Source organism: Flavobacterium sp. N2270 (assembly GCF_025947225.1).
Lineage (GTDB): Bacteria > Bacteroidota > Bacteroidia > Flavobacteriales > Flavobacteriaceae > Flavobacterium.
The window spans coordinates 1547337-1570947 of record NZ_CP110005.1; the positions used below are offsets into that span (position 1 = coordinate 1547337).

General features: G+C 29.6%; 23 protein-coding genes. 9 read left to right on the forward strand and 14 right to left on the reverse strand.

Annotated features, from left to right (window positions below; genetic code table 11):
• The first annotated feature begins 11 nt into the window (after window positions 1-11).
• From fabV to OLM55_RS07250, 6 genes are all read left to right on the forward strand, one after another.
• Entirely contained in the window at window positions 12-1202 is a 1191-nt protein-coding gene (fabV, locus tag OLM55_RS07225) for an enoyl-ACP reductase FabV (RefSeq protein ID WP_264558243.1), read from the forward strand.
• A gap of 186 nt (window positions 1203-1388) precedes the next feature.
• Window positions 1389-4712 carry a T9SS type A sorting domain-containing protein gene (locus OLM55_RS07230; RefSeq protein WP_264558244.1) on the forward strand — a complete coding sequence of 1108 codons (3324 nt, stop codon included), beginning with the start codon at window positions 1389-1391 and terminating at the stop codon, window positions 4710-4712.
• A gap of 80 nt (window positions 4713-4792) precedes the next feature.
• On the forward strand, window positions 4793-5791 hold the full coding sequence (locus tag OLM55_RS07235) for a glycosyltransferase (protein WP_264558245.1): 999 nt from the start codon (window positions 4793-4795) through the stop codon (window positions 5789-5791).
• 3 nt (window positions 5792-5794) lie between these two features.
• Window positions 5795-6382, forward strand: a complete 588-nt coding sequence (coaE, locus tag OLM55_RS07240) for a dephospho-CoA kinase (RefSeq protein ID WP_264558246.1) — start codon at window positions 5795-5797, stop codon at window positions 6380-6382.
• Between the two features lie 71 nt (window positions 6383-6453).
• Window positions 6454-8037 (forward strand): sensor histidine kinase, encoded by a 1584-nt coding sequence (locus tag OLM55_RS07245; RefSeq protein ID WP_264558247.1) that lies wholly within the window; start codon window positions 6454-6456, stop codon window positions 8035-8037.
• A gap of 11 nt (window positions 8038-8048) precedes the next feature.
• Window positions 8049-8747 (forward strand): response regulator transcription factor, encoded by a 699-nt coding sequence (locus OLM55_RS07250; RefSeq protein ID WP_264558248.1) that lies wholly within the window; start codon window positions 8049-8051, stop codon window positions 8745-8747.
• 32 nt (window positions 8748-8779) lie between these two features.
• On the opposite strand, the gene OLM55_RS07255 is transcribed toward OLM55_RS07250, so the two are convergent.
• From OLM55_RS07255 to OLM55_RS07295, 9 genes are all read right to left on the reverse strand, one after another.
• Window positions 8780-9517, reverse strand: a complete 738-nt coding sequence (locus OLM55_RS07255; RefSeq protein ID WP_264558249.1) for an acyl-[acyl-carrier-protein] thioesterase — start codon at window positions 9515-9517, stop codon at window positions 8780-8782.
• A 7-nt stretch (window positions 9518-9524) separates the two neighbouring features.
• Window positions 9525-10451 carry a tRNA (adenosine(37)-N6)-dimethylallyltransferase MiaA gene (gene miaA, locus OLM55_RS07260; protein WP_264558250.1) on the reverse strand — a complete coding sequence of 309 codons (927 nt, stop codon included), beginning with the start codon at window positions 10449-10451 and terminating at the stop codon, window positions 9525-9527.
• Window positions 10444-11286, reverse strand: coding sequence for an ion transporter (locus OLM55_RS07265; protein ID WP_264558251.1), 843 nt, complete (start codon window positions 11284-11286; stop codon window positions 10444-10446). The genes miaA and OLM55_RS07265 overlap by 8 nt, the downstream gene beginning before the upstream one ends.
• A gap of 29 nt (window positions 11287-11315) precedes the next feature.
• Window positions 11316-12677, reverse strand: coding sequence for an exonuclease domain-containing protein (locus OLM55_RS07270; protein WP_264558252.1), 1362 nt, complete (start codon window positions 12675-12677; stop codon window positions 11316-11318).
• Window positions 12678-12750: 73 nt separating this feature from the next.
• Window positions 12751-13404, reverse strand: a complete 654-nt coding sequence (locus OLM55_RS07275) for a YggS family pyridoxal phosphate-dependent enzyme (protein ID WP_264558253.1) — start codon at window positions 13402-13404, stop codon at window positions 12751-12753.
• A complete protein-coding gene (locus OLM55_RS07280) occupies window positions 13404-13868 on the reverse strand; it encodes a hypothetical protein (RefSeq protein ID WP_264558254.1) in 465 nt (154 codons plus the stop codon). The genes OLM55_RS07275 and OLM55_RS07280 overlap by 1 nt, the downstream gene beginning before the upstream one ends.
• A gap of 97 nt (window positions 13869-13965) precedes the next feature.
• A complete protein-coding gene (locus OLM55_RS07285; RefSeq protein ID WP_264558255.1) occupies window positions 13966-15183 on the reverse strand; it encodes a DUF1015 domain-containing protein in 1218 nt (405 codons plus the stop codon).
• A 74-nt stretch (window positions 15184-15257) separates the two neighbouring features.
• Window positions 15258-16148: a 3-hydroxyacyl-CoA dehydrogenase family protein gene (locus OLM55_RS07290; protein WP_264558256.1), complete on the reverse strand. Its 891-nt coding sequence runs from the start codon at window positions 16146-16148 to the stop codon at window positions 15258-15260.
• A gap of 52 nt (window positions 16149-16200) precedes the next feature.
• Complete coding sequence (locus tag OLM55_RS07295) at window positions 16201-17169, reverse strand: Gfo/Idh/MocA family protein (RefSeq protein ID WP_264558257.1); 969 nt, start codon at window positions 17167-17169, stop codon at window positions 16201-16203.
• A gap of 155 nt (window positions 17170-17324) precedes the next feature.
• Here OLM55_RS07295 and OLM55_RS07300 point away from each other — a divergent pair, with 155 nt between their 5' ends.
• On the forward strand, window positions 17325-17966 hold the full coding sequence (locus OLM55_RS07300) for a protein-L-isoaspartate(D-aspartate) O-methyltransferase (protein ID WP_264558258.1): 642 nt from the start codon (window positions 17325-17327) through the stop codon (window positions 17964-17966).
• Here OLM55_RS07300 and OLM55_RS07305 read toward each other — a convergent pair whose 3' ends face one another.
• Window positions 17967-18329 (reverse strand): helix-turn-helix domain-containing protein, encoded by a 363-nt coding sequence (locus OLM55_RS07305; protein WP_264558259.1) that lies wholly within the window; start codon window positions 18327-18329, stop codon window positions 17967-17969.
• A 17-nt stretch (window positions 18330-18346) separates the two neighbouring features.
• Window positions 18347-18799: an SsrA-binding protein SmpB gene (smpB, locus tag OLM55_RS07310; protein WP_264558260.1), complete on the reverse strand. Its 453-nt coding sequence runs from the start codon at window positions 18797-18799 to the stop codon at window positions 18347-18349.
• A 138-nt stretch (window positions 18800-18937) separates the two neighbouring features.
• On the opposite strand from smpB, the gene OLM55_RS07315 reads away from it, so the two are divergent.
• Entirely contained in the window at window positions 18938-19612 is a 675-nt protein-coding gene (locus OLM55_RS07315) for an OmpW/AlkL family protein (RefSeq protein ID WP_264558261.1), read from the forward strand.
• A gap of 150 nt (window positions 19613-19762) precedes the next feature.
• The gene (locus OLM55_RS07320; RefSeq protein WP_264558262.1) at window positions 19763-20044 is read left to right on the forward strand and encodes a hypothetical protein; all 282 of its coding nucleotides are present in this window, start codon (window positions 19763-19765) and stop codon (window positions 20042-20044) included.
• A gap of 28 nt (window positions 20045-20072) precedes the next feature.
• Here OLM55_RS07320 and OLM55_RS07325 read toward each other — a convergent pair whose 3' ends face one another.
• The 3 genes from OLM55_RS07325 to OLM55_RS07335 are packed head-to-tail and all read right to left on the reverse strand — an operon-like array spanning window position 20073 to window position 23609.
• On the reverse strand, window positions 20073-20918 hold the full coding sequence (locus tag OLM55_RS07325) for an aldose 1-epimerase family protein (protein WP_264558263.1): 846 nt from the start codon (window positions 20916-20918) through the stop codon (window positions 20073-20075).
• Window position 20919: 1 nt separating this feature from the next.
• The gene (locus OLM55_RS07330; protein WP_264558264.1) at window positions 20920-22455 is read right to left on the reverse strand and encodes a hypothetical protein; all 1536 of its coding nucleotides are present in this window, start codon (window positions 22453-22455) and stop codon (window positions 20920-20922) included.
• A gap of 11 nt (window positions 22456-22466) precedes the next feature.
• Window positions 22467-23609 carry an ATP-binding cassette domain-containing protein gene (locus OLM55_RS07335; RefSeq protein ID WP_264558265.1) on the reverse strand — a complete coding sequence of 381 codons (1143 nt, stop codon included), beginning with the start codon at window positions 23607-23609 and terminating at the stop codon, window positions 22467-22469.
• Window positions 23610-23611 lie beyond the last annotated feature (2 nt).

Genomic DNA, 23611 nt, shown 5'->3' on the forward strand with positions numbered 1-23611 from the left:
ACATTTAAGTTATGATTATTGAACCAAGAATGAGAGGATTTATTTGTTTAACATCTCACCCAAAAGGATGTGAACAAAACGTAAAAAATCAAATCGAATATATTAAATCAAAAGGAGAAATAAACGGACCAAAACGTGTATTGGTAATTGGAGCTTCAACCGGTTTTGGATTAGCCTCAAGAATTACAAGTGCATTTGGTTCTAATGCTTCTACAATTGGAGTTTTCTTTGAAAAACCACCAAGTGAAGGAAAAACGGCTTCACCAGGTTGGTATAATTCTGCGGCTTTTGAACAAGAAGCACATAAAGCGGGTTTATATGCAAAAAGTATTAATGGAGATGCTTTTTCAAAAGAAGTAAAGCAACAAACAATTGATATGATTAAAGCCGACTTAGGTCAGGTTGATCAAATCATTTACAGTTTGGCTTCTCCGGTACGTATGCATCCTGAAACTGGAGTTTTACACCGTTCAACTTTAAAACCTATTGGAGGAACTTTTACCAATAAAACTGTTGATTTTCATACAGGAAAGGTCTCTGATGTTTCTATTGAACCAGCAAATGAAGAGGATATTGCCAACACTGTTACTGTAATGGGGGGTGAAGATTGGATGATGTGGATTGATGCTATGAAAGAAGCTGGAGTTTTGGCTGATGGATTAACAACAATTGCCTATTCATATATTGGACCAGAAGTTACAGAAGCAGTTTACAGAAAAGGAACAATAGGTCGTGCTAAAGATCATTTAGAAGCAACTGCTTTTGAAATTACAAATAAATTAAAAGATATTAACGGAAAAGGATATGTTTCTGTAAATAAAGCATTGGTTACACAAGCAAGTTCTGCAATTCCAGTTATTCCACTTTATATTTCATTATTATATAAAATTATGAAAGCTGAAGGAATTCATGAAGGTTGTATAGAACAAATTCAGCGTTTATATGCAGATAGATTGTATTCAGGAAAACCTGTTCCAACAGACGATAAAGGTAGAATAAGAATTGACGATTGGGAAATGCGTGATGATGTTCAAGAACGTATTGCAAAATTATGGAAAGAATCTACAACTGAATCATTAGTAGAATTAGGAGATTTAGCAGGTTATAAGCAAGATTTCTTAAATTTATTCGGTTTTGGCTTCGAAGGAGTAGATTATGATGCTGATGCTAACGAAATGGTACAAGTAAAGAGTATAAATTAGAAATAGAAAGAGGTAATTTAGTTTTATTTCTAACATTTTAAATAGGATATGTTACAAAGGTTTGAGTTTCACTCAAACCTTTGTCGTTTGTCGGTGTTTTATTACATTTTATCGATATTAACTCTTTAGCTACAAAAAAATAACCTAATAATGAGTATTTTTGTGTTAACAAAATATTATATACTTATGAAAAAAATTACATTATTATTTACTTTTTTAATAGCCTTTGGGTATTCGACCTATGCGCAAGTTAGTGCATATGCGTTTTCTCAAAGTTCGGGGACTTATACTCCTATAACTGGAGGTACTGTTTTAGGAAGTACAACATCAGATGATCAAAGATTTGTAGATCCTGCAACTTTAGCTGGAGGTACAGCTACCACAGGTGTTGGTTTTCCAATTGGATTTAACTTTACATACAATGGAGTTGTTTTTGATAGAGTTGGAATAAACAATAACGGATGGATTTCTTTAGGTCAGAGTACTCTAACTCCATCTATAAACATGGCTTCTACTAGTAGTTATTCACCTTTGAGTTCAACATCAACTATTACCCCTACTTTATTAAGAAGTAGAATTTCTGGTATTGGTGATGATTTACAAGCTCAAACAGGGGCAGAACTTAGAATTGAAACTATTGGTTCTTCTCCAAATAGAGTTTTTGTTGTCCAATGGACAAATTATATTGAGTATGGATCAACTGGTCAAAGCATGAGTTTTCAAATTCGCTTAAATGAAACTACAAATATTGTAGAAGTTATTTATGGAAATATGGTTTTTACAGCTAATATCGAAACAGCACAAATTGGTCTAGGAGGCTCTGTAAGTACAGATTTTAATAATAGAACTTCTACTACTGATTGGAATGCTACTACAGCAGGTACTACAAATACTTCTTCAGTTACTTTTTCTACATCGGTTACGCCACCAACTTCTGGTACTGCATTTATTTGGACTCCTCCAACACCTTGTTCTGGAACACCAGTTGCAGGTACAGTGGCGCCGGCAACACAAACACTTTTAGTAGGGCAAACACCAGCTCCTTTAGTAGCAAGTGGATATAGTTCAGGAGTTACTGGTTTAACTTTTCAATGGGAAGAATCTGACGATGATGGTGCTGCAGACGCATGGGCAAATGCAGTAGGAGGTACTGGAGCTACAACAGCTTCATATACTCCTCCAGCTTTTACAACTACAAAATATTATAGATTAGTAGTAACTTGTACAAATGGTGGAGCGTTTGCTAACACGGCTTCAGTTGTGTTATCAGCTTGTGGAGCTTTCACTGTTCCTACACTTGAAAATTTTACAACTTATGTTCCTGAATGTTGGCAAGAAGCTGACAATGGAGATTTAACAGCAGGTCCAGCAACTTTTGGAACTTCAGGTTGGATAGCTGATGGTTTTGGAAATGTAGGTACTACTGGTGCTTTTAGATATGAAATTTGGACAACAGGCGCTAACGATTGGTTATTAACACCTCTTTATACTATTCCTGCAACTGGTTACGAAATTAAATTTGACGCTGCTGCTACGCAATGGAATACTACAAATGCTCCAACAACTGCATGGGAAGCAGATGATTTTGTAGAAGTTTTAGTATCTACAGGAACTACTAATTGGACAGTTTTATATACATTTAACGATACAAATGTTCCTTCTAATACAGGTACACCTACAATTATTGATTTAGATGCTTATGCAGGAATGGACGTTCGTTTTGCATTTAGAGTTGTTGAAGGTGCAACAAATGGTTCTGCTGATATTGATTTTTCAGTAGATAATTTTGAAATTAGAATGACACCGGCTTGTATTGCTCCAACTACATTGTCAGCTTCAAATATTGGAGCTACTTCAGCTGATTTATCATGGGTTGATGGTTCTGCAGGTTTACAATTTGATTATGAATATGTTGTTCAAGCTGCTGGAACAGGAATGCCTGCTGCTGCACCTGGAACGGGTACTACTTTTGATATTAGTTCATTACCAGCGCCTTCTGGTGTGTTAACAGCTAGTACAGCTTATGAATTTTGGGTAAGAGCAGACTGTGGTGGAAGCGGATATAGTACTTGGACAGGTCCTTATAATTTTACAACTGCTTGTGCTGTATATACTGCACCATTTAACGAGCCATTTGCTACTAATACTTTTCCAAATTGTTGGTCACAAGGTGGGGCAACTACATGGGAATATGGAAGCTTGACAGGAACAACACCTGCAGGTTTCGCTGATTATGGTGCAAATACTGTAGCAGATCATACTGCTGCTGCTGGTACTTTTATTGGAATGGATGGTTCAGATAATACAGATGGTGAAGTAAGTACTTTATTATCTCCTTTTATTGATGTTGCACCATTAACTACTCCAAGATTAAGATATGCTGTATTCAGCAATAACGTTAATGATGCTGCAAGAAACACTTTAGATGTTGAAGTGTATGATGGTGCTGCTTGGAATACTGTAAATTCTGTAATTGATAATTTAGGTACAAACTGGGTAGAATTTACAACAGATTTAACTACTTTAACAATAACAGGTCCTATACAAATTAGATTTACTGTTACAGGTGTTTCTAATGGAGGTTTTACATTTTATAACGATATCTTGATTGATGATGTAATTGTTGAAGAAACTCCTGCTTGTGCTAATCCTACAAATTTAACAGTTACAAACTTAACAGATGCTGCTGCTGATATTTCTTGGACAGCTACAACAGGTAGTTATGAGTATGTATTAGATATGGTTGCGACAGACCCAGCTGGTTCTGGTACTCCTTATGCTTCAGAAACGTATAACGCTACTGGTCTAACTCAATCTACAACTTATTACTTCCATGTAAGAACAGTTTGTGCAGGATCTACTTATAGTACTTGGTCTACAGTTTCTTTTACTACTTTAGCTACACCTCCAGCAAATGATGAATGTAGTAATGCAATTCAAGTAAATTGTGGTGATGTTGTTACTGGAGATACAAGTATTGGTGCTACAGATAGTGGTAGTAATGCTTCTGCTGATGTTTGGTATTTTTATAATGGAGCAGCAGGTGATATAACAGTAAGTTTATGTACGAATACTACTTTTGATAGTTATTTAAGAATATTTGATTCATGTGGTGGTACTCAACTTATGTTTAATGATGATAGTTGTGGTACTCAATCTACAGTTACTTTTACAGCTGATGGAACTAGTACTTATTACATAATGGTAGAAGGTTTTGGAACTGCTGAAGGTGCTTTTGAATTAACAACTGCATGTGTGTTAAGTAATGATTCATTCGATTCTAATGCTTTCTTAGCATATCCAAATCCTGTGAAAGATGTTCTAAACTTAGAATACAATTCTGAAATATCTTCAGTTAGAGTAATGAACTTACTTGGACAAGAAGTAATTTCAAGAAATATAAATGCTAACTCAACTCAAGTTGATATGTCTCAGTTAAGTGCTGGTGCTTACATTGTAAATGTAACTGTTGGTAACGCTGTGAAAACAATTAAAGTTGTGAAACAATAATAAATTATTAAATATAATTTTTAAAGTCCCACTTAGGTGGGACTTTTTTATTTTACATATCTTTGTGTAAAATGTAAAGCATGTATTTTTCTTTTATAATTCCTGTATATAATCGCCCAGAAGAAATTGATGAGCTTCTTCAAAGTTTAATTTTATTAGACTTCGATACTACTTTTGAAGTGGTAATTATAGAAGATGGTTCTTCAGTTAAATGTGAAGATGTTATAAAGAAATATAAAGAAAAATTAGATATTTCTTATTTCTTTAAACCTAATTCTGGCCCTGGCGATTCAAGAAATTATGGGATGCAACATGCAAAAGGGGAATACTTTTTAATATTAGATTCTGACTGTATTTTACCTTCAAATTACCTTAAAGAGGTTGAAAAATCATTAAACAGTGAGTTTGTAGATTGTTTTGGTGGCCCAGATAAAGCTTTAGAAAGTTTTTCAGATATTCAAAAAGCAATAAATTTCACTATGACTTCTTTTCTTACTACAGGAGGAATAAGAGGCGGAAGTGAAAAAATTGGTAAGTTTCAACCAAGAAGTTTTAATATGGGACTTTCGAAAAAAGCTTTTGATGCTTCTAAAGGCTTTGGAAACATTCATCCAGGAGAAGATCCCGATTTGTCAATTAGGTTGTGGAATTTAGGCTTTAAAACAAAATTAATTAAAGACGCTTTTGTATATCATAAAAGAAGAATTAATTGGAATAAATTTTATATTCAGGTAAATAAATTTGGAAAAGCGAGACCTATTTTAAATAAATGGTATCCTCAATATTCAAAAATAACGTATTGGTTTCCTACATTATTTTGTTTAGGATTTATTATGAGTATTTTATTTTTATTCTTTAAAATGAAAGTATTCTTTATCCTATATTTAATTTATTTTCTGGCTCTTTTTTTATTATCGCTTATTGAAAATAGAAATTTAAAAATCGCATTTTATTCATTAGTAGCAGCTTTTTATCAGTTTTATGGTTATGGAAAAGGTTTTTTGATTTCGTATTTTAACATTTTTATGTTTAAAAAAAGCCCTCAAGATGCACACCCAGAATTATTCTTTAAAAATTAAGATATGACTAAAATTATTGGTTTAACTGGAGGAATAGGAAGTGGTAAATCTACAGTAGCATCTTATTTTGCTTCAAAAGGAATTCCTGTTTATATAGCAGATGAAGCTGCAAAAAAAATTATGAACCGAAAATCCGTAGTTTTAGAGGTTTCTTCCATTTTTTCTGAAAACGTTTTAGACAATAAAAATAAATTAGACCGTAAAAAAATAGCATCAATTGTTTTTAATAACCCTCAAAAGTTAAAGAAATTAAATGAAATTATTCATCCCAAAGTAAAAACTCATTTTACGAATTGGCTAAAAAGACATAGTAAACATCCATTTATAATAAAAGAAGTTGCTATTTTATTTGAAACTGGAGGTGATAAAGATTGTGATGCTGTTATTTTAGTTACAGCTCCTGAAGAAATTAGAATTCAAAGAACAATTCTTAGAGATAATTCTAATGAACTTAGTGTTAAAGAGCGTATTAAGAATCAATTATCTGATGAAATTAAGAAAAAAAGTAGTAATTTTATTGTTAATAATATTAAATTAGAGGCTACTTTAAAGGAAATTGATAACATAATTGAAGTTTTAAAGAATTCATAAAAATCTCATTTAATGTTAATCTTTGGTTAATGTTATTTAACTTGAAATGTTAAAAAGTTAAATTTGTATCGATGAATAAACAAAGATTTAGATTATTAGTTTTTTTAATGAGTTTGTCATTAGTCGGTATAATTGTAGTGCAGCTATATTGGATTAATACTTCTTTAACTGTAAATCAAGAGCAATTTAAAAATCATGTTCAACAAGTTATTGGCAACGTTGCTGAAAATTTGAACAATCAAGAGTTTATTTCATTTATTACAGAATATAATAGATTAAAAGACAGTATTGGTGAAGAACCAGAAAGAAATGTTTTAAAAGAAATATTTTTTTATGAAAGAAATACCAATACTAATGAAACTATAATTTATACTAATACTGTAGTTGCAGAAAATTATGGTATTAATGGATCGTTCTTTGATAAAAAAGCCGACAGTTTAAATGTTGGCAATATAGTATCTAATAGAAAAACTGAAATTTATAGTGGTAACGGAATTGATAATTCATTAATTGAATTAAATAAAATGCCCGATGTTACTATAAAAAAGACAGGTAATGTAACAGCTTATGATAAAGCTCAGTTTGAAGTAATGTTCAAGGATATGGTTGCTCAAAGGCCTATTCAAGATAGAGTTTCAAATGAAAAATTGCAAAAAATACTAAAAGAAGAACTAGATAAATATGGTGTAAAAACACCTTTTGAGTTTGGGATTTACAGTAACGGTTTAGCAACAAAAATCCGTTCAGATAGGTTTAAGTATGATAAAACTTCAACTTACGGAATTCCAATTTTTCAAGACAATGAGAATAAAAGTATGTACCAATTATTGGTTTCATTTCCTCATAAGAATAAATTTGTTTTCTCTTCTATATTAGGAATTACTTCATTGTCGTTATTGTTTACTTTAATTATTGTTTTAACCTATTCAAGTGCATTAAATCAGTTAATTAAGCAAAAACAAATTTCAGAAATAAAGACTGATTTTATAAACAATATGACGCATGAGTTTAAAACACCTATTGCAACAATAAATTTAGCTTTAGATGCTATAAAAAACCCAAAAATAATCAATGATCAAGAAAAGGTAATGCGTTATCTAAAAATGATTAAAGATGAAAATAAAAGGATGCATGCTCAAGTAGAAAATGTTCTTAGAATTTCTAGATTAGAAAAAAATGAATTAGATATTTCTAAAGAGCCACGAGATGTAAATGAAATAATAGAAGTTGCAATTGACCATGTTGGACTTATTGTTGAAGATAGAGATGGACAAATCAATGTTCATTTTAATGCCAACAGAACAACAATTTTGTTAAATGAAACTCATTATACAAATGTGTTAGTGAACATTTTAGATAATGCAATTAAATATTCACCTGAAGCGCCTATAATTGATATTTATACAGAAAATGTTAAAGATTCAATTTTAATTAAGATTAAAGATCAAGGTTCAGGAATGAATAAATTAGCTCAAAAAAGAGTTTTTGAAAAATTCTATAGAGAGCACACCGGAGATTTACATAACGTAAAAGGTCATGGTCTTGGTTTAGCTTATGTTAAACAAATTGTGGAAGACCATAACGGAGAAATATTCGTAGAAAGTGAAAAAGGAAAGGGTAGTACCTTTACAATTAAAATGCCATTAATAAATTAAAAAATAAAAATATGGAAGCTAGAAAAATTTTATTAGTAGAAGATGATCCTAACTTCGGAGCTATATTAAAAGACTATTTAATGTTAAATGACTTCGATGTTACTTTAGCTAAAAATGGTATGGAAGGTTTTGAAAAGTTTAAAAGAGAGGTTTTTGATCTTTGTATTCTTGATGTTATGATGCCTTATAAAGACGGTTATACTTTAGCTAGAGAAATTCGTGAGAAAAATCAAGAAGTACCAATTATATTTTTAACTGCAAAAACATTAAAAGAAGATGTTTTAAAAGGATATAAAGTTGGTGCAGATGATTATTTAAATAAACCTTTTGATTCTGAAGTTTTATTGATGAAGATAAAAGCCATCATGACAAGAAAAGCTTCTGAAATAAAACCAGATACAACTAAGTTTGAATTTATGATTGGTAATTTTCATTTAAACTCTAAATTAAGATTTTTAACTTATTTAAAAGAAGAGCCAATAAAGCTTTCTCCAAAAGAATGTGAGTTGCTGAAAATGTTAGCATTACATGAAAATGATTTAATGCCAAGAGAATTAGCATTAACAAAGATATGGAGAGATGATAATTACTTTACTTCTCGTAGTATGGATGTATACATTGCTAAACTAAGAAAATATTTAAAGCAAGATGAAAACGTTGAAATATTAAATATTCACGGCGAAGGTTTTAGATTAGTAGTAAGAAAATAATGAAATAAAAAAGCGCTGTTAAGGCGCTTTTTTTATTTCCAATCTATTTTAAGTGCGTATGCTTTTTTGTTCTCTTTTTCTATAGTATAAATAGATTTTTTTTCCATTTTACTTTCTTTAATGATAGCTTCGTCTCCTAAATTTAATTCGCGCATAAAATTAATATCCATTGCTTTTAACTCTTGTTTTAAAAGACGTTCTGGATTTTCAACATCAAAACACCATTCCATATATTTAACATTGTTTACATGATTTACAATATCTAAATCAGATAAAACAACTTTTCGAATTCCTATTTCTTGCGCATTTTCATCAATTTCAATTTTTATTGTATCTTGATTTGTAGCATTTATATTGAATTTTTCAAAATGATTATGAGGTAACTCTAAATTATCGGGTCTTCTAGTTTTTGTATTAATAACTGCCCAATAACTTTCACAACCCACTATTTTTTCATTATTTAAATACATTTCCATGCAACGAATTGATCGTGAATTTTCTAAAGTTTTAATCCAAGTTTTAATGATAACTTTATCTCCCCATTTAGGAAGTTTTTCCACTTCTAGTCGCATTCTACTCATTACCCAAGCTTGATGATGCGCTTGCATATCTAAATAGCTAATTCCTCCTAAATCGGCATGATTGCCTGCTGTTATTTGAAGTAAATTGCAAAGTTCAGTATATTTTAAAAAACCATTTGGATAACAAAGTAAAAAGTTGATTTCGTATTCTTGTTCTAGGATTGAAGTAAAATTTGGAGCTATTGGCATTTAAATTCTATTTGGTAATTATTGATTCTATTTTATTTATGATATTTTTCCGATCTTCTAAATAATCAAACCACATAGCGTTTTCAGTTCGTTTAAACCAAGTAAGTTGTCTTTTTGCAAAACGGCGTGTGTTTTTCTTAATTTCTTCAATTGCAGTATCTAAAGTTGTTTTGTTGTCTAAATAATCAAATAATTCTCTATAGCCAACAGTTTGCAATGCATTTAAATTTTTATGAATAAAAACTGATTCAACTTCTTTTAACAAACCTTCATTCATCATTATATCAACGCGTTGTTCAATTCTATTGTACATAACTTCTCTGTCAGCTTCTAAACCAATAATAATAGGAGTGAAGTTACGCGTGTTGCTTTTCTTTTTTAAAAACGACGAATAAGGTTTTCCGGTTCCAATGCAAACTTCAACAAAGCGTTTCATTCGTTGCGGATTTTTAAAAGTCTGCGGATTATTTTCTGCAATAAAATTATAGTAATCTAAATCTAAATCTTTTAAAGTTTCTACCAAATAATCTAATCCTTTTTCATTAAAATTATTATTTAATTGAGTTCGAATAGATTCATCAATACTTGGAAAATCATCAAAACCATTTAATATGGCGTTTACATATAAACCCGAACCACCAACCATTATTTGAACATTATTTTCCTGAAATAATTCATCAAGTTTTTCAATCGCATCACGTTCAAAATCGCCTACATTATAATTGTCTAAAATGGATTTATTTTGAATGAAATGATGTTTAGCTGCAGCTAACTCTTCTTTTGATGGAACAGCTGTACCAATGGAAGTTTCTTTGTAAAATTGACGACTATCGCACGAAATAATATCGCAATTAAAATATTGCGCTAATCGAATACTTAAAGCTGTTTTTCCAATTGCTGTTGGACCAATAATAGTAATCAGGTAATTAGCCATCTAATAAAGTGTTTCCGCAGTTATAACAATAATTGGCATTTTTTGGTTGATTATCTATATTGCAAACAGCACATCTAATTGTGTCATCAACATTATCTTCGTTATGGGTAGGTTGCATTGCAATTTCAGCTGATACAATTCCTGTAGGAACGGCAATTATTCCATAACCTAAAATCATTACAAATGAAGCTATAAATTGTCCTAATGGAGTTACTGGAGAAATATCGCCATAGCCAACAGTTGTAAGTGTTACAATTGTCCAATAAATACTCATTGGAATACTTGTAAATCCACTTTCCTTTCCTTCCACAACATACATTAATGAACCAATAAAAACAGTACTAATTAAAACAAAGTAAATAAACACTAATATTTTGTTTCTACTTGCAATTAAAGCTTCTCTTAAATGTAAAGATTGTCCGGTAAACTTAGGATGGTTTAGAATTTTAAATAATCGTAATAATCTAAATGCTCTAACTATAGTTAAAACACTTGTACCTGTTAAGAAAAGCGAAAGATACATTGGTAAAACAGCGATTAAGTCAATTATTCCATAAAAGCTGAATATATATCTTAAAGGTTTTTTAGTAGTTATTATTCGAAGTATGTATTCAATACTAAAAAAAATAGTTATAGTCCATTCTAAAAAAACAACTTCATCATGGTAGTTAGTATCAAAACCTTCAACAGTTTCTAGCATTACTAAAATAACACTCAAAACAATAACTGCTAAAAGAATTAAATCAAAAAGCCTTCCAGAAACAGTATTTGTTCCATAAATGATAATGTAGACTTTTTGTCTTAATTTTTCTAAAAAAGGTTTTACTCTTAACATTTCAATTAAATAAAAACAAATATAATCAATTAAAACCGTACTATTTTTAAAGCTTTCTTTTTCCTAATGTACGATTGAATAATTGTTCGTACATCTTTATTATTTTGCATTGGAATGATGATTTTTTTCAATATCTCAATATTAGAAATTTGATAATTTAAATCATAAAAAGCATAACCTTTATACACTCCATTTTCAATTAATACGGCAGTTCGTTCACTTTTATTTCTTCCTACATCAACTACAACCATGTTTTGATTTTCAAAAGAATTTTTTGCAATACATTCTTTTACTCGAACATTATAGTTTTCAGGAGTTTCTTTATCTATACAAGCGCCAAAACATTGTTCTATATCATATTGAAAACAACTTTTTTTAGTATCGTATAAACCGTTTATTTTTTGACAAAGATTAAATTGCTCTGTCATGCGAAACAAAGCATTTTTTGCATCTTGTGAAGTTGTAAAAGAGGTAATTTCTTTTTTTCTTCCGTCAGATTTTGCAATTTTAATTGCTAAATATCCTTTCTCATTCTTTTCAACATACAAAGCCCACGGAAATAAAGTTTTTCGTTGTGCTCTATTATAAATGGGTTTATTGATTTTTATTTCTTCACTTTCTTTTAATAATGCAATAAGTTCACTCCCTGTTTCTTCAAAAGTTACGGCGTAAACATCGCGTTGCATTTTCTTGCTTTTTGTGCTTGTTCCTGTAAAATGCTGATTGATTCTTTTCTTGATGTTTTTACTTTTACCAATGTAAATGATATCGCCTTTTTCATTATGAATGTAGTAAATTCCTGTTTTTGAAGGCATTGTTTCTACTAAATCTAATAATTTTGGACTTAATCCCGATTTTACTTCTGTTTTAATAAAACTCTTTACAATTTCTTTAGTTGCATCTTTAGAAAGTAAAAGTTTAAATAGCTTTACAGTTGCTAATGCATCTCCGCTTGCTCTATGTCTGTCCGTTACCGGAATTCCTAATGAACGCACCAATTTTCCTAAACTATAAGATTCTTGCTCTGGAATTAATTTTTTGGATAATTCTACTGTACAAAGTGTTTGTTTTTTAAAATCGTATCCTAATCTTCTAAATTCAGTTTTTAAAATTCGGTAATCAAAAACAGTATTGTGAGCTACTATAATACAACCTTCGGTAATTTCAATAATACGTTTTGCAACTTCATGAAATTTTGGTGCAGAACGAAGCATGGCATTATTAATACCAGTTAATTTTACCACAAAAGGTTGAATTGGTTTTTCTGGATTTACTAAACTAATGAATTGGTCTACTACTTCATGACCATTGTATTTGTAAATGGCTATTTCGGTAATTCCTTCTTCATTATATTGTCCGCCAGTGGTTTCTATGTCGAGTATGCAATACAAGTATTCAGTGTTCAGTTGTTAGTATTCAGTTTTTTTATTCTTAAATCAAAAATCGTTAATTATCAATCTTCAATTAATTCCTTCCGCCAAAGATACTACTTCCTATTCGAACCATTGTACTTCCGCATGAGATAGCTAATTTATAATCGCCAGACATTCCCATTGAAAGAGTATTCAGTTGATAGTTTTCAGTTTTCAGTTTGTCAAAAATGGCTTTCAAATTTTTAAATTCCTTTTCAATTTGCGTTTGATTATCTGTAAATGTAGCCATTCCCATTAAGCCAACAATTTTTATATTTTTAAGTTCTTTAAACTCCTCAGAAATAAGAATCTCATTCAATTCCTTTTCATCTAAACCAAATTTAGTTTCTTCTTCGGCTATAAAAACCTGAAGTAAGCAATCTATGATTCTATTGTTTTTTGCCGCTTGTTTATTGATTTCTTTCAAAAGTTTAAAACTATCAACACCATGAACCAAGCTCACAAATGGCGCCATGTATTTTACCTTGTTGGTTTGTACATGACCTATCATGTGCCATTGAATGTCTTTTGGCATTTGTTCCCATTTTTCAGCCATTTCTTGGATTTTGTTTTCTCCAAAAATGCGTTGACCAGCATTGTAGGCTTCTAAAATATCTGCATTAGGTTTTGTTTTTGAAACCGCAACTAAAGTTACATGTTCAGGTAATGAAGATTTTATGTTGTTTAGGTTTGTTACTATTGGCATTAGTTAGGATATTTATGGTTGATAATATCAAATAGTAATGAATTAATTTTAAGTCTTAGAACTAATGAAAATGGATTTGATATTTCTTTGAAAGAATAAAGATTGTTTTCACTTAATTCTACTTTAAATTTTTCTTCAATATTAGTTTTTTTATTAATTCTCGAAATAGATATTTTTACTAAAATTGGATTTTCATTTGAAAAATATAATTCATAAAAATGATTTATCTTATATACTTTATCAATTGTGTTTTCTCCGTAGCTTGAATAAATAGGTTTTTTATTAAAAAAAATCTCTGTTAAATTAAATTCTCCTATTGTTTTTTTATTTTTCTTAATAATCCCACTTGATTGAATTTTGTTTTTTGAAGTTTTAGCAATACTATCAATTTCAGAAACTGAAAACTTTTCACTTTGCGAAAAGCAAAATGAAGTAAAAAAGAATAACAAAAATATTTTTTTCATTTATAAGTAATATGAGATTCTTCGTTCCTCAGAATGACAAGTTTGTGCCTATCCTCTTTCTTCTTTTCTCTTTTCTCTTTTCTCTTGGTTCTTTTTTCTAAAGTTCATACACCACAAGTCCACTTCTAAACTTAGGTTCAATGTACGTACTTTTTGGAGGCATAATTAAATTATTGTCGGCAAAAGCTTTAATTTCATTAATGTTGGATGGATACAGCATAAATCCAACAGCAAATTCGCCATCATCAACCTTTTCTTTAATTGCCGTAACCGATTGCTTTCCAGAAATGTAATCAATACGTTCGTCGTTACGTAAATCGCCAATTCCTAATAAAGGCTGAAGTACAGTATCGTATAAAATTTGAGCATCAAGTTTTTGTTTTATTCCTTCTCGTTGTTCTTTATATTTGAATACTAAAGCATAGAATTTTTCATCTAAATACATTCCAAATTCTTTCTTATTTTGCGGTTTCCAAAGTTCTTGTTCTTTAGATTCAATTTCGAAATTTTCTGCTAATTTTTCCAAAAAAGCTTCTTTGGTAAATCCGTTTAAATCACGAATAATTCTGTTGAATTCATAAATTTTCACATTACTTTCGGCAATTAAAAAGCTCATAAAGTAATTCAAATTAGGATTGCCTAAATGTTGGTCTTGTTCTAAAAGCAACTCAGCTGAAGCCGAACGATGATGACCATCGGCAATATATAAATTCGGAATTTCTTCAAAATGATTTTCAAGCCAATCGATATCGCTTTGCGTATCTATTTTCCAAAGTGTATGTTTTTCTTTATTGGTTGTAGAAAATTCATAAATGGCTCTGTTTTTCTTTTTTAGTAGAATCCAAGTATTTAGTTCAATACTATCTGGATAGGTGATTAAAACAGGTTCTGTATTAAAACGTGTTTGATGTAAGTAATCTTTAAACATTTCTACACGATATTGTAACGTGTCTTCGTGTTTTTTAATGACATCATTTTTATAATCTTCAACCGATGCACCAGCAATAATACCCGTAAAAACATCATTTTTTGTTTTTATTTCGTACAAATAAAATGCTGGAATTTCATCCTCAATAAAAACACGGTTGTTTTTAAAATCTTGAAATTTATTTGCAACTCCTTTAAAACGTTTTTCTAAACTAATGTTGTGTACATTTTGATACGCCGGATTTATAATGTGTAAAAAGGAATACGGATTAAAGTTTAACCAAGCAGCAAGCTCAGCAGCACTATAGTCTTCGTAGTTTCTACAGGTTACTAGTCCAACTTTATCGGTTGTAGGACGAACTGCTTTAAAAGGAATTATTTTACTCATTCATGCAATTGATAATTGACAATTAACAATTGATAATTAATTCAAATTATCAATTGTCAACTATCCATTGTTAATTATTTACTAAATTGAGAAGAAACTTTCTCTGCTTTTCTGCTTTCTGCATAATCGTAGAAACCTTCCCCAGATTTTGCTCCAAGTTTTCCAGCCATTACCATGTTTACTAATAACGGACAAGGTGCATATTTAGGATTTTTAAATCCGTCGTACATTACATTTAAGATAGCTAAACATACGTCAAGTCCAATAAAGTCAGCTAATTGCAATGGTCCCATTGGGTGCCCCATTCCTAATTTCATAACCGTATCAATTTCTTCTACACCTGCAACACCGTTGTATAAAGTTTCGATAGCTTCGTTAATCATTGGCATTAAGATTCTATTGGCTACAAAACCAGGATAATCGTTAACTTCTGTTGGAGTTTTTCCTAATTTAACAGATAAATCCATGATTATTTTAGTCACTTCATTTGAAGTAGAATAACCACGAATAATCTCAACCAATTTCATAATTGGCACCGGATTCATAAAGTGCATTCCAATTACTCTTTCTGGATGAACCACTTGTGCAGCGATTTGAGTAATAGAAATAGAAGAAGTATTTGAAGCTAAAATTACATTATGGTCACAAACGTCACTTAATTGCTTAAAAATGTTCATTTTTAAACCTACATTTTCTGTTGCAGCTTCAACCACTAAATCACATCCTACAACACCATCTTTAATGTCGGTATAAGTTATGATGTTTGAAATCGTTTTGTGTTTATCATCTTCTGAAATAACACCTTTAGAAACCATTCTGTCTAGGTTATTAGCAATAGTTGCCATTCCTTTTTCCAATGATTTTTCAGAAATATCGATTAATTTTACAGTAAATCCTGACTGAGCAAATGTGTGCGCAATTCCGTTACCCATTGTACCTGCTCCAATTACAGCTATTTGTTTCATTTTGTTTTATTTAAAATATAGATTTTATTCAATTTATAAATTGAATTTTTTTTTAATTTTTTTCCATTGAATCAATAATCATGTAAGCAACACGAAGTGCTTCCGTTCCGTCTTCTAAAGTTACAATGGGAGTTGTATTGTTGTTTATTGCATCTGCGAAAGCATTCAACTCATCTAAAATGGCATTGTTTGGTTCAACAGTTGGATTGTCAAAATAGATTTGTTTTTTCTCGCCTTCTGCATTTTGTAAAATCATGTCAAAATCGCCAGGAACTTCAGGTGCATCTTTCATTTTTACAATTTCACAAACTTTATCTAAATAATCAACTGAGATGTAGGCGTCTTTTTGGAAAAAACGCGATTTACGCATGTTTTTCATAGAAATTCTACTCGAAGTAATATTGGCAACACAACCGTTTTCAAATTCGATACGCGCATTTGAAATATCAGGCGATTGGCTTAAAACCGAAACGCCACTAGCATGAACCGATTTTACTTTTGATTTCACAACGCTTAAAATGGCATCAATATCATGAATCATTAAATCTAAAACTACAGGGACATCTGTGCCACGTGGATTGAATTCGGCTAAACGATGTGTTTCGATAAACATTGGGTTTTGGATTTGATTTTTTACTGCAGTAAACGCAGGATTAAATCGTTCCACATGACCTACTTGTCCTTTTACGTTATATTCTTTTGCCAAAGCCATTATTTCTTCTGCTTCAGCAACCGTATTAGAAATTGGTTTTTCAATGAAAACATGTTTTCCAGCTTTTATAACTTCTACCGCACAATCATGATGAGAAAGAGTAGGAGTTACAATGTCAACAACATCAACTGCAGCAATTAATTCTGCAATTGTGTCGAATTTTTTATAACCAAATTCAGCTGCAACTTTATTTGCATTTTCTTCAAATGGATCGTAAAACCCAACTAATTCGTATTTTTCTGATTGTTTTAATAATCGTAAATGTATTTTTCCTAAATGACCAGCACCTAGTACGCCAATTTTTATCATAAAACTAAATTTTATCAAAAGTACTATTTTAGTTTAAAGATTAAAAGTTTATAGGTTTAAAAGTTTAAGAGATTATACTTTGTGTTTATCTGTTGAAATTGCGTTTGTATTTTGATTTTTTTGGTATATTTTTACAAAAACAAAACTACCTCAAATTGAACGATACATCAAAACATCAAGGACTTAGAAATCAATTGGCTAAACTGCTAGAGGAAAAAGGAATTAGATCTAAAAATGTATTAGATGCTATACGATTAATTCCTCGTCATTTGTTTTTAGATTCAAGTTTTGAAAATTTTGCTTATCAAGATAAAGCGTTTCCTATTGGTGCCGACCAAACTATTTCACAACCTTACACGGTTGCTTTTCAAAGCGAATTGTTAGACATTAAAAAGGATGATAAAATTCTTGAAATTGGAACAGGTAGTGGTTATCAAACAGCTGTTTTATGTGCAATGGGAGCAACAGTTTACAGTATTGAAAGACAAAACAAATTGTTTAAAAGAACTTCGTTATTATTACCAAAATTAGGTTTTAACCCCAAAAAACTAATATTTGGTGATGGTTATAAAGGATTGCCAGAAGTTGCTCCATTTGATAGTATTATTGTTACTGCTGGAGCACCTTTTATTCCACAACCGTTAATGGCACAATTAAAAGTTGGAGGAAAGCTGGTCATCCCATTAGGCGAAGAAAACCAAATTATGACAATGCTGATTCGTAAAAACGAAACTCAATTTGAAAAACACGAATATGGTGAGTTTAGATTTGTGCCGCTTTTAGAAGATAAAAACTAACTATTTTAAATTAGTAAGTTTTTGTTTTAGAATTTCAATTTCATCTAAAATAGAAGCTATTTCGGCTTTGTTTTCTTGTTTTACAATATCAAATCCTTTTTCGTTGAAAAGTTCGGTAATGGCTTGAATTACAAAAGGGTTTAGATCAAATTCGTTTTGTAGTTTAACCTTATACCAAGCAACTAAAGTTGTTTTTAGGTTAAGATTTAAGATTTCAACAAGTTTTTGAATTTGAATTTTTGTAGGAATTCTATTTCCATTTTCAAATTTACTAATCAACGCTTGATCAATTGAAGTAAGTTCAGCTAGTTTTCTTGTAGAAAACTGCTTTTCTATTCTAGCATTTTTAAGTAATTCTTTCAAAAGAATAGGTTTAAAAGTTAAAAACTCTTCTTAATTCTATCAATATCTCTCTTAGTGTCTTTTTCTTTTAATGATTCACGTTTATCATAATTCTTTTTACCTCTACAAAGTGCAATTTCAATTTTGGCCAAACCTTTTTCGTTAGTATACAAACGAAGAGGTACAATAGTTAAGCCTTTATTGTCACTATCTTTATTTAATTTTTTTAACTCTTTTTTGTTTAAAAGTAATTTTCGTTCACTTTTAGCTCTATGATTATAATGGGTGCCGTATAAATACTCTTCTATAGTAGCATTTATTAAAAAAAGTTCGCCATTGTTAAATTCACAAAAACTTTCGGCAATAGAAGCTTTACCTAAACGAATAGATTTTATTTCTGTTCCGGTTAATACTATACCTGCATTGTATTTATCAAGTATTTCATAATCAAAACGAGCTCTTTTGTTAAGTATGTTTGCGTTTTTTTGCATAGGACTACAAATGTATAATAATTTCTAACTTTCTGTAATATTTTAAATAAGTTTTATTTTTTTTTCATCTATGATATTTGTCATTATTTGAGTAGTAATGTAGCGGTAAATTTGTGTAATAATTAAAAACAAATAAAAATGAAAAAAATAGTTTTTGCTTTAATGGCAATGTCATTAATGAATGTGACTTTCATGTCAGCTCAAGAAGAAGTTAGTAATAACGCAATTAAAGGAGTTAGTAAAGGTGATTTATTAGTAAGGTTAAGAGGTGTTGGTGTAGTGCCAAATGAAGATTCTAAGGTTGGTATTATAGGTGGTGATGTTACACTTTCTAATACATTTATTCCTGAATTAGATTTTACTTATTTCTTTACAGATCATATTGCTGCAGAATTAATTTTAGGAACATCTAAACATGATGTAGGTGTTGTAAATAGCGCTGCGGGTAATGTAGATTTAGGAAGTGTTTGGTTATTACCTCCAACATTAACTGCCCAATACCATTTTTATACTTCAAGTGAAAAAGTATTTAAACCATATATTGGTGCAGGATTAAATTATACACTGTTTTATAATGTTAAGTCTGGTGATGTTGCTGATGTTTCTTACGATAATGCATTAGGATATGCAGCTCAGATAGGTTTTGATTTAATGATAAATGATAAGTTCTTTATTAACGTAGACGCAAAACGTTTATTCTTAAGTACAGATGTAACTGTTGATGCTTCAAATTTAGCTCCAGGATTAAGTATTCCTGCTGAAGTTGATATTGATCCATGGTTATTAGGTTTTGGTATTGGAATGAAGTTCTAATTCACCTGATTTTGATTAGTTAAAAGCCCTGTTTTTACGGGGCTTTTTTACTTAAGTTAAAATGTTTTAAATAATTTTCATATTAAAAAGTAAGATTATTTAAAGAAATTGTTTAATTTTAGTATTACCCAATAAACTAATCTTACAATCATGACTACAGAATATCAAATCATAGATAAAGAGTTAATATCTTCTTTATCATTTCCTAATACTGAGGTTTTAGAGGAAATGGACGAAGTAAAACAAAGAAAACAAGACTTAGATAGAGCTCTTACTCTAGGAAACCTAGAACATGTTAAAATAAAAATATATTTTGAAGATGACTTGTCTCATAAAATGGTTGAAACTACAATATGGGGAGTTACTGATAATAGAGTTATTTTAAAACAAGGAGTTGTTATACCTGTAAATAGAATTTACAAAATAATTTAATAAAAAATGCTGTTGAAAAACAGGTTTTTTATATCTCAATTTTCATTTTACACTCAAATATAGCATTTGAGTGTAATTCTTGAATGCTTTCTTTTTGGTAAATATTACCTTTACTATTAATGTTATCAGCATAGCCCGTCCAAGGTTCAATGCATAAAAAAGGAGCATTTGTTTTTTTCCAAATTCCTAAATGAGGAAAATTATAAAAGCTTATTTTTAAGTAATCGTTATCTAAATGCTTGAGATTTACAGATGTCGATTTTATGTTTTTAAATACCAATGCATCTTTTTCAAACAAACTTTCCGACAGGATTATCTTACCCTTAATATTATTAATTTTTTTAGTAATTCCAGAGAATAAACCATTTTCTAACTGATGTGTTTTAAAATCTTCTAAAGCATTAAATTCTAAAGAATACTCATTGGTTTTGTATGGTAAATTAAACGCAGGATGTGCGCCAATATTAAAAGGCATTTTCGTTTCGGAAAGATTAATTATTTTATAAGAAATAATAAGTGTTTCATTTTTAAGTTCATAGTTTATGAATAATTCAAAATCAAACGGATAATTTTTTAAAGTAGACTCATTTGATCGTAAACAAAATAGAGCAGAAGTTTCCTTTTGTTCAACCAGATCAAATTCTAAATCTCTAGCAAAACCATGTCTGTTTAACGAATATTTTTTTTCATTTATAGAAAACTCATTATTCTTTAAACTTCCCACAATAGGAAATAAAACGGGAGAAGTTTTGTTCCAAAATTGTACATCAACTTTCCATATATAGTTGAAATCGTTTTTAGATAATGAAATTAATTCAGCACCTAAACTATTTATAGATGCTGAAATACTGTTGTTTGAAATATTAATATTCATTTTAATCTTCTGCTATTCCTTTCCAGTTTCTAATCATTTTTGACAAAAAGAATAAAGCAACAACTGCTATAATAAAATTTATAGTAAACATGTGCACTACATGATCTCTCAGCCAATTATATTCAGGCGAATTATGGATGTATTCATATGAATACTTTTTTGCTTGATAATACTCTTGGATTAAAAAATAGATAATTGGAATTATCATAAAAAATGACCAGAGTAATAAATTTAATGTAATTCTACTGTATTCTTTTTTTCTTTTCTTTAAACAGATTGATATAAAATAAAACAGTATTCCAATAAGGGTAAATAGCATTAAGTAAGAATATATTTCTCCTGAGCCAGAAACAGCTGCAAAAATTCCATAAATAATATTTAAAACGCCAGTAACGACAATTGCAATTAACCAACTTTTACCTGATGTAACTTTAAATGAAAAAATTAAAAGCGAAAAAACTAAAGCTCCATAAAAAAAGGCAAGTAACGCTTCAAACTCTATAAATGAATTGGTATATGCATTTGAAACAATATTGTATTTCTTTTTTAAAACATCTTGTTGTACATAATATTTAGAATATTTAACAGCCTTTTTGTTATTAGAAAATGCTTTTTCGTATGTAGTGTTATAGTTGTAATCATATTCAGCTTCAGTTTTATCTAAATATGGAAAAATATATAAAAAACTTATGAAATTTGGAGCTTTATATGTGCTTTCAAACCAACTTTTAACACTTAAATTAGTTAATAAATTATGTTCATGAATTAACTCTAAATAATTTGTCATTAATTGTTTTATTTCTTCCTGATTATTAGAATGTAACCAGTTTTTTACTTTTAAATTATTAACAGAATCTTGTTCATTAGAAATAACTGAAAACTCATAAATTTCCCTGTTTAACAAGGATTCATCATCGTATTTTTTTTGATTAAAAACGACATGGTTTTTATGAAATTTAATGTAATTTGTATCATTTGTTCCGTTATTAACTTCATAAAATCGTTCATTTAAATTTGGACCAAGAGAATCAATTTCTTCTTGGGTCAAATTAGTTTTTAAAACAGAGTCAATTTCTGTTTCAGCAAAATGACCATCAATAAAAATATCAGCAAGACTTATTGTTTCACAACGGTTTTTTGTTTCTTCTAATGAAAAATAACTGCGTTGGTGTAATTGTTTTCCAAAGTTAAAAGGAATATAAAAAGTGGTTAAAAGTAAACAAATGATAAAAATTTGAACCCATTCATAAAACAAAGCATTTTTAGACTTACTATAATAAGATTTTAGAGAATTGTTTTTGAAGTAATTAACTAACCACAAAATAGTGATTATTATTACTAATAAAACGCCAAATAACACTGCGGTAACTTCTATGTCTACAAATATTTTATTTGAAAAATCAATGGTTCCATCAATATAGCCTAATCCAAAAAAGAGAATATGAATAATAAATCCAATTAAAAGCATTGGAACAAATTTGGTATTCCAAAGTAATGGATATTTTAATAATAAGTTTTTTTGTATATTTTTAAACATGATATTTATTTTTAGTTCACAAAAAAGCGACGCGTTGAATTTGAAATATTTCGTAAATATGATATAGAAATTGATTGATTGATAACAACTTTTAGAAAATCGTTCATTTCAATCCCTTCTGGGAAAGTAGCTATAAAAGTTCCTCCATTTTGTTCTAACGAAATAATTTCTATTGATGAAAAGGCTTGTTTTAATTCGCTTAAATTTAATTCACTTTCAAATTCAATAATACAATGTTTAGTTACATCATTTTCTGTGTTTAAGTTTTTTTGTGAACCTTGTTTTAAGAAAACGACTTGGTTCGACGTTTTTTCTACTTCATATAATTGTTGTGAACTTAGTACAATTGCTATTGGTCTAAAAGCTGAATTGGCAATATTTCTAAAATCATCCAATATCGTTTGTTGTGCTAAAATATCTAAATTAGCAAGCGGTTCATCAATTAATAAAATTTTTGGTTTTCTCAATAACATTCGAGCTAGTTCAAAACGCATTTTGTAACCAGATGATAGATTGTTCCAAAAATGATTTCTAAATTTTCGTAAACCTAATCGTGTAATTACTAAATCAACAACTAAATTATTTTCTTCGGGAGAATACCCATAACAACTCGCTGTGAATTCTAAGTTTTCATACATAGAACCTCGCCAAGTATCTGTTCTTTGAGGTATATAAACCAATTTTGATCTTAAATCATATAATCCATCATGTTGAAAATGATAAGTTATATTTCCAGAACTTGGATGTAATTCTCCGCATAAACTACGTAATAAAGTTGTTTTTCCATTTCCGTTTTCACCAACTAAACCAATAATTTCACCAGTTTTAATATCTAAATCAATTGGCCCTAATTTAAAAGAAGAATTATATTCTTTTACTAAATTTTTAACCAAAATTATTGTTTTATGATTGTGACATTCTTTAAAACTTAAAAAAGAATAGAGTTCATTTAATAATACCGTTAATTTTTCTTTCTTTTCTTCTGTTCTAGTTTCGTTTAAATCGTACCAGTTTAAAAAATCATTTGTTTTTTTATAAAAATCTATGTTTTCTGTATCCAAGGTAAAATCGATGACTCTCTTTATGGTTTGATTGAAATCGTTAAATTCTAGAAGAACCTTAACTTCGTTGTATTGTTTTTCAAATTCGGTCATAT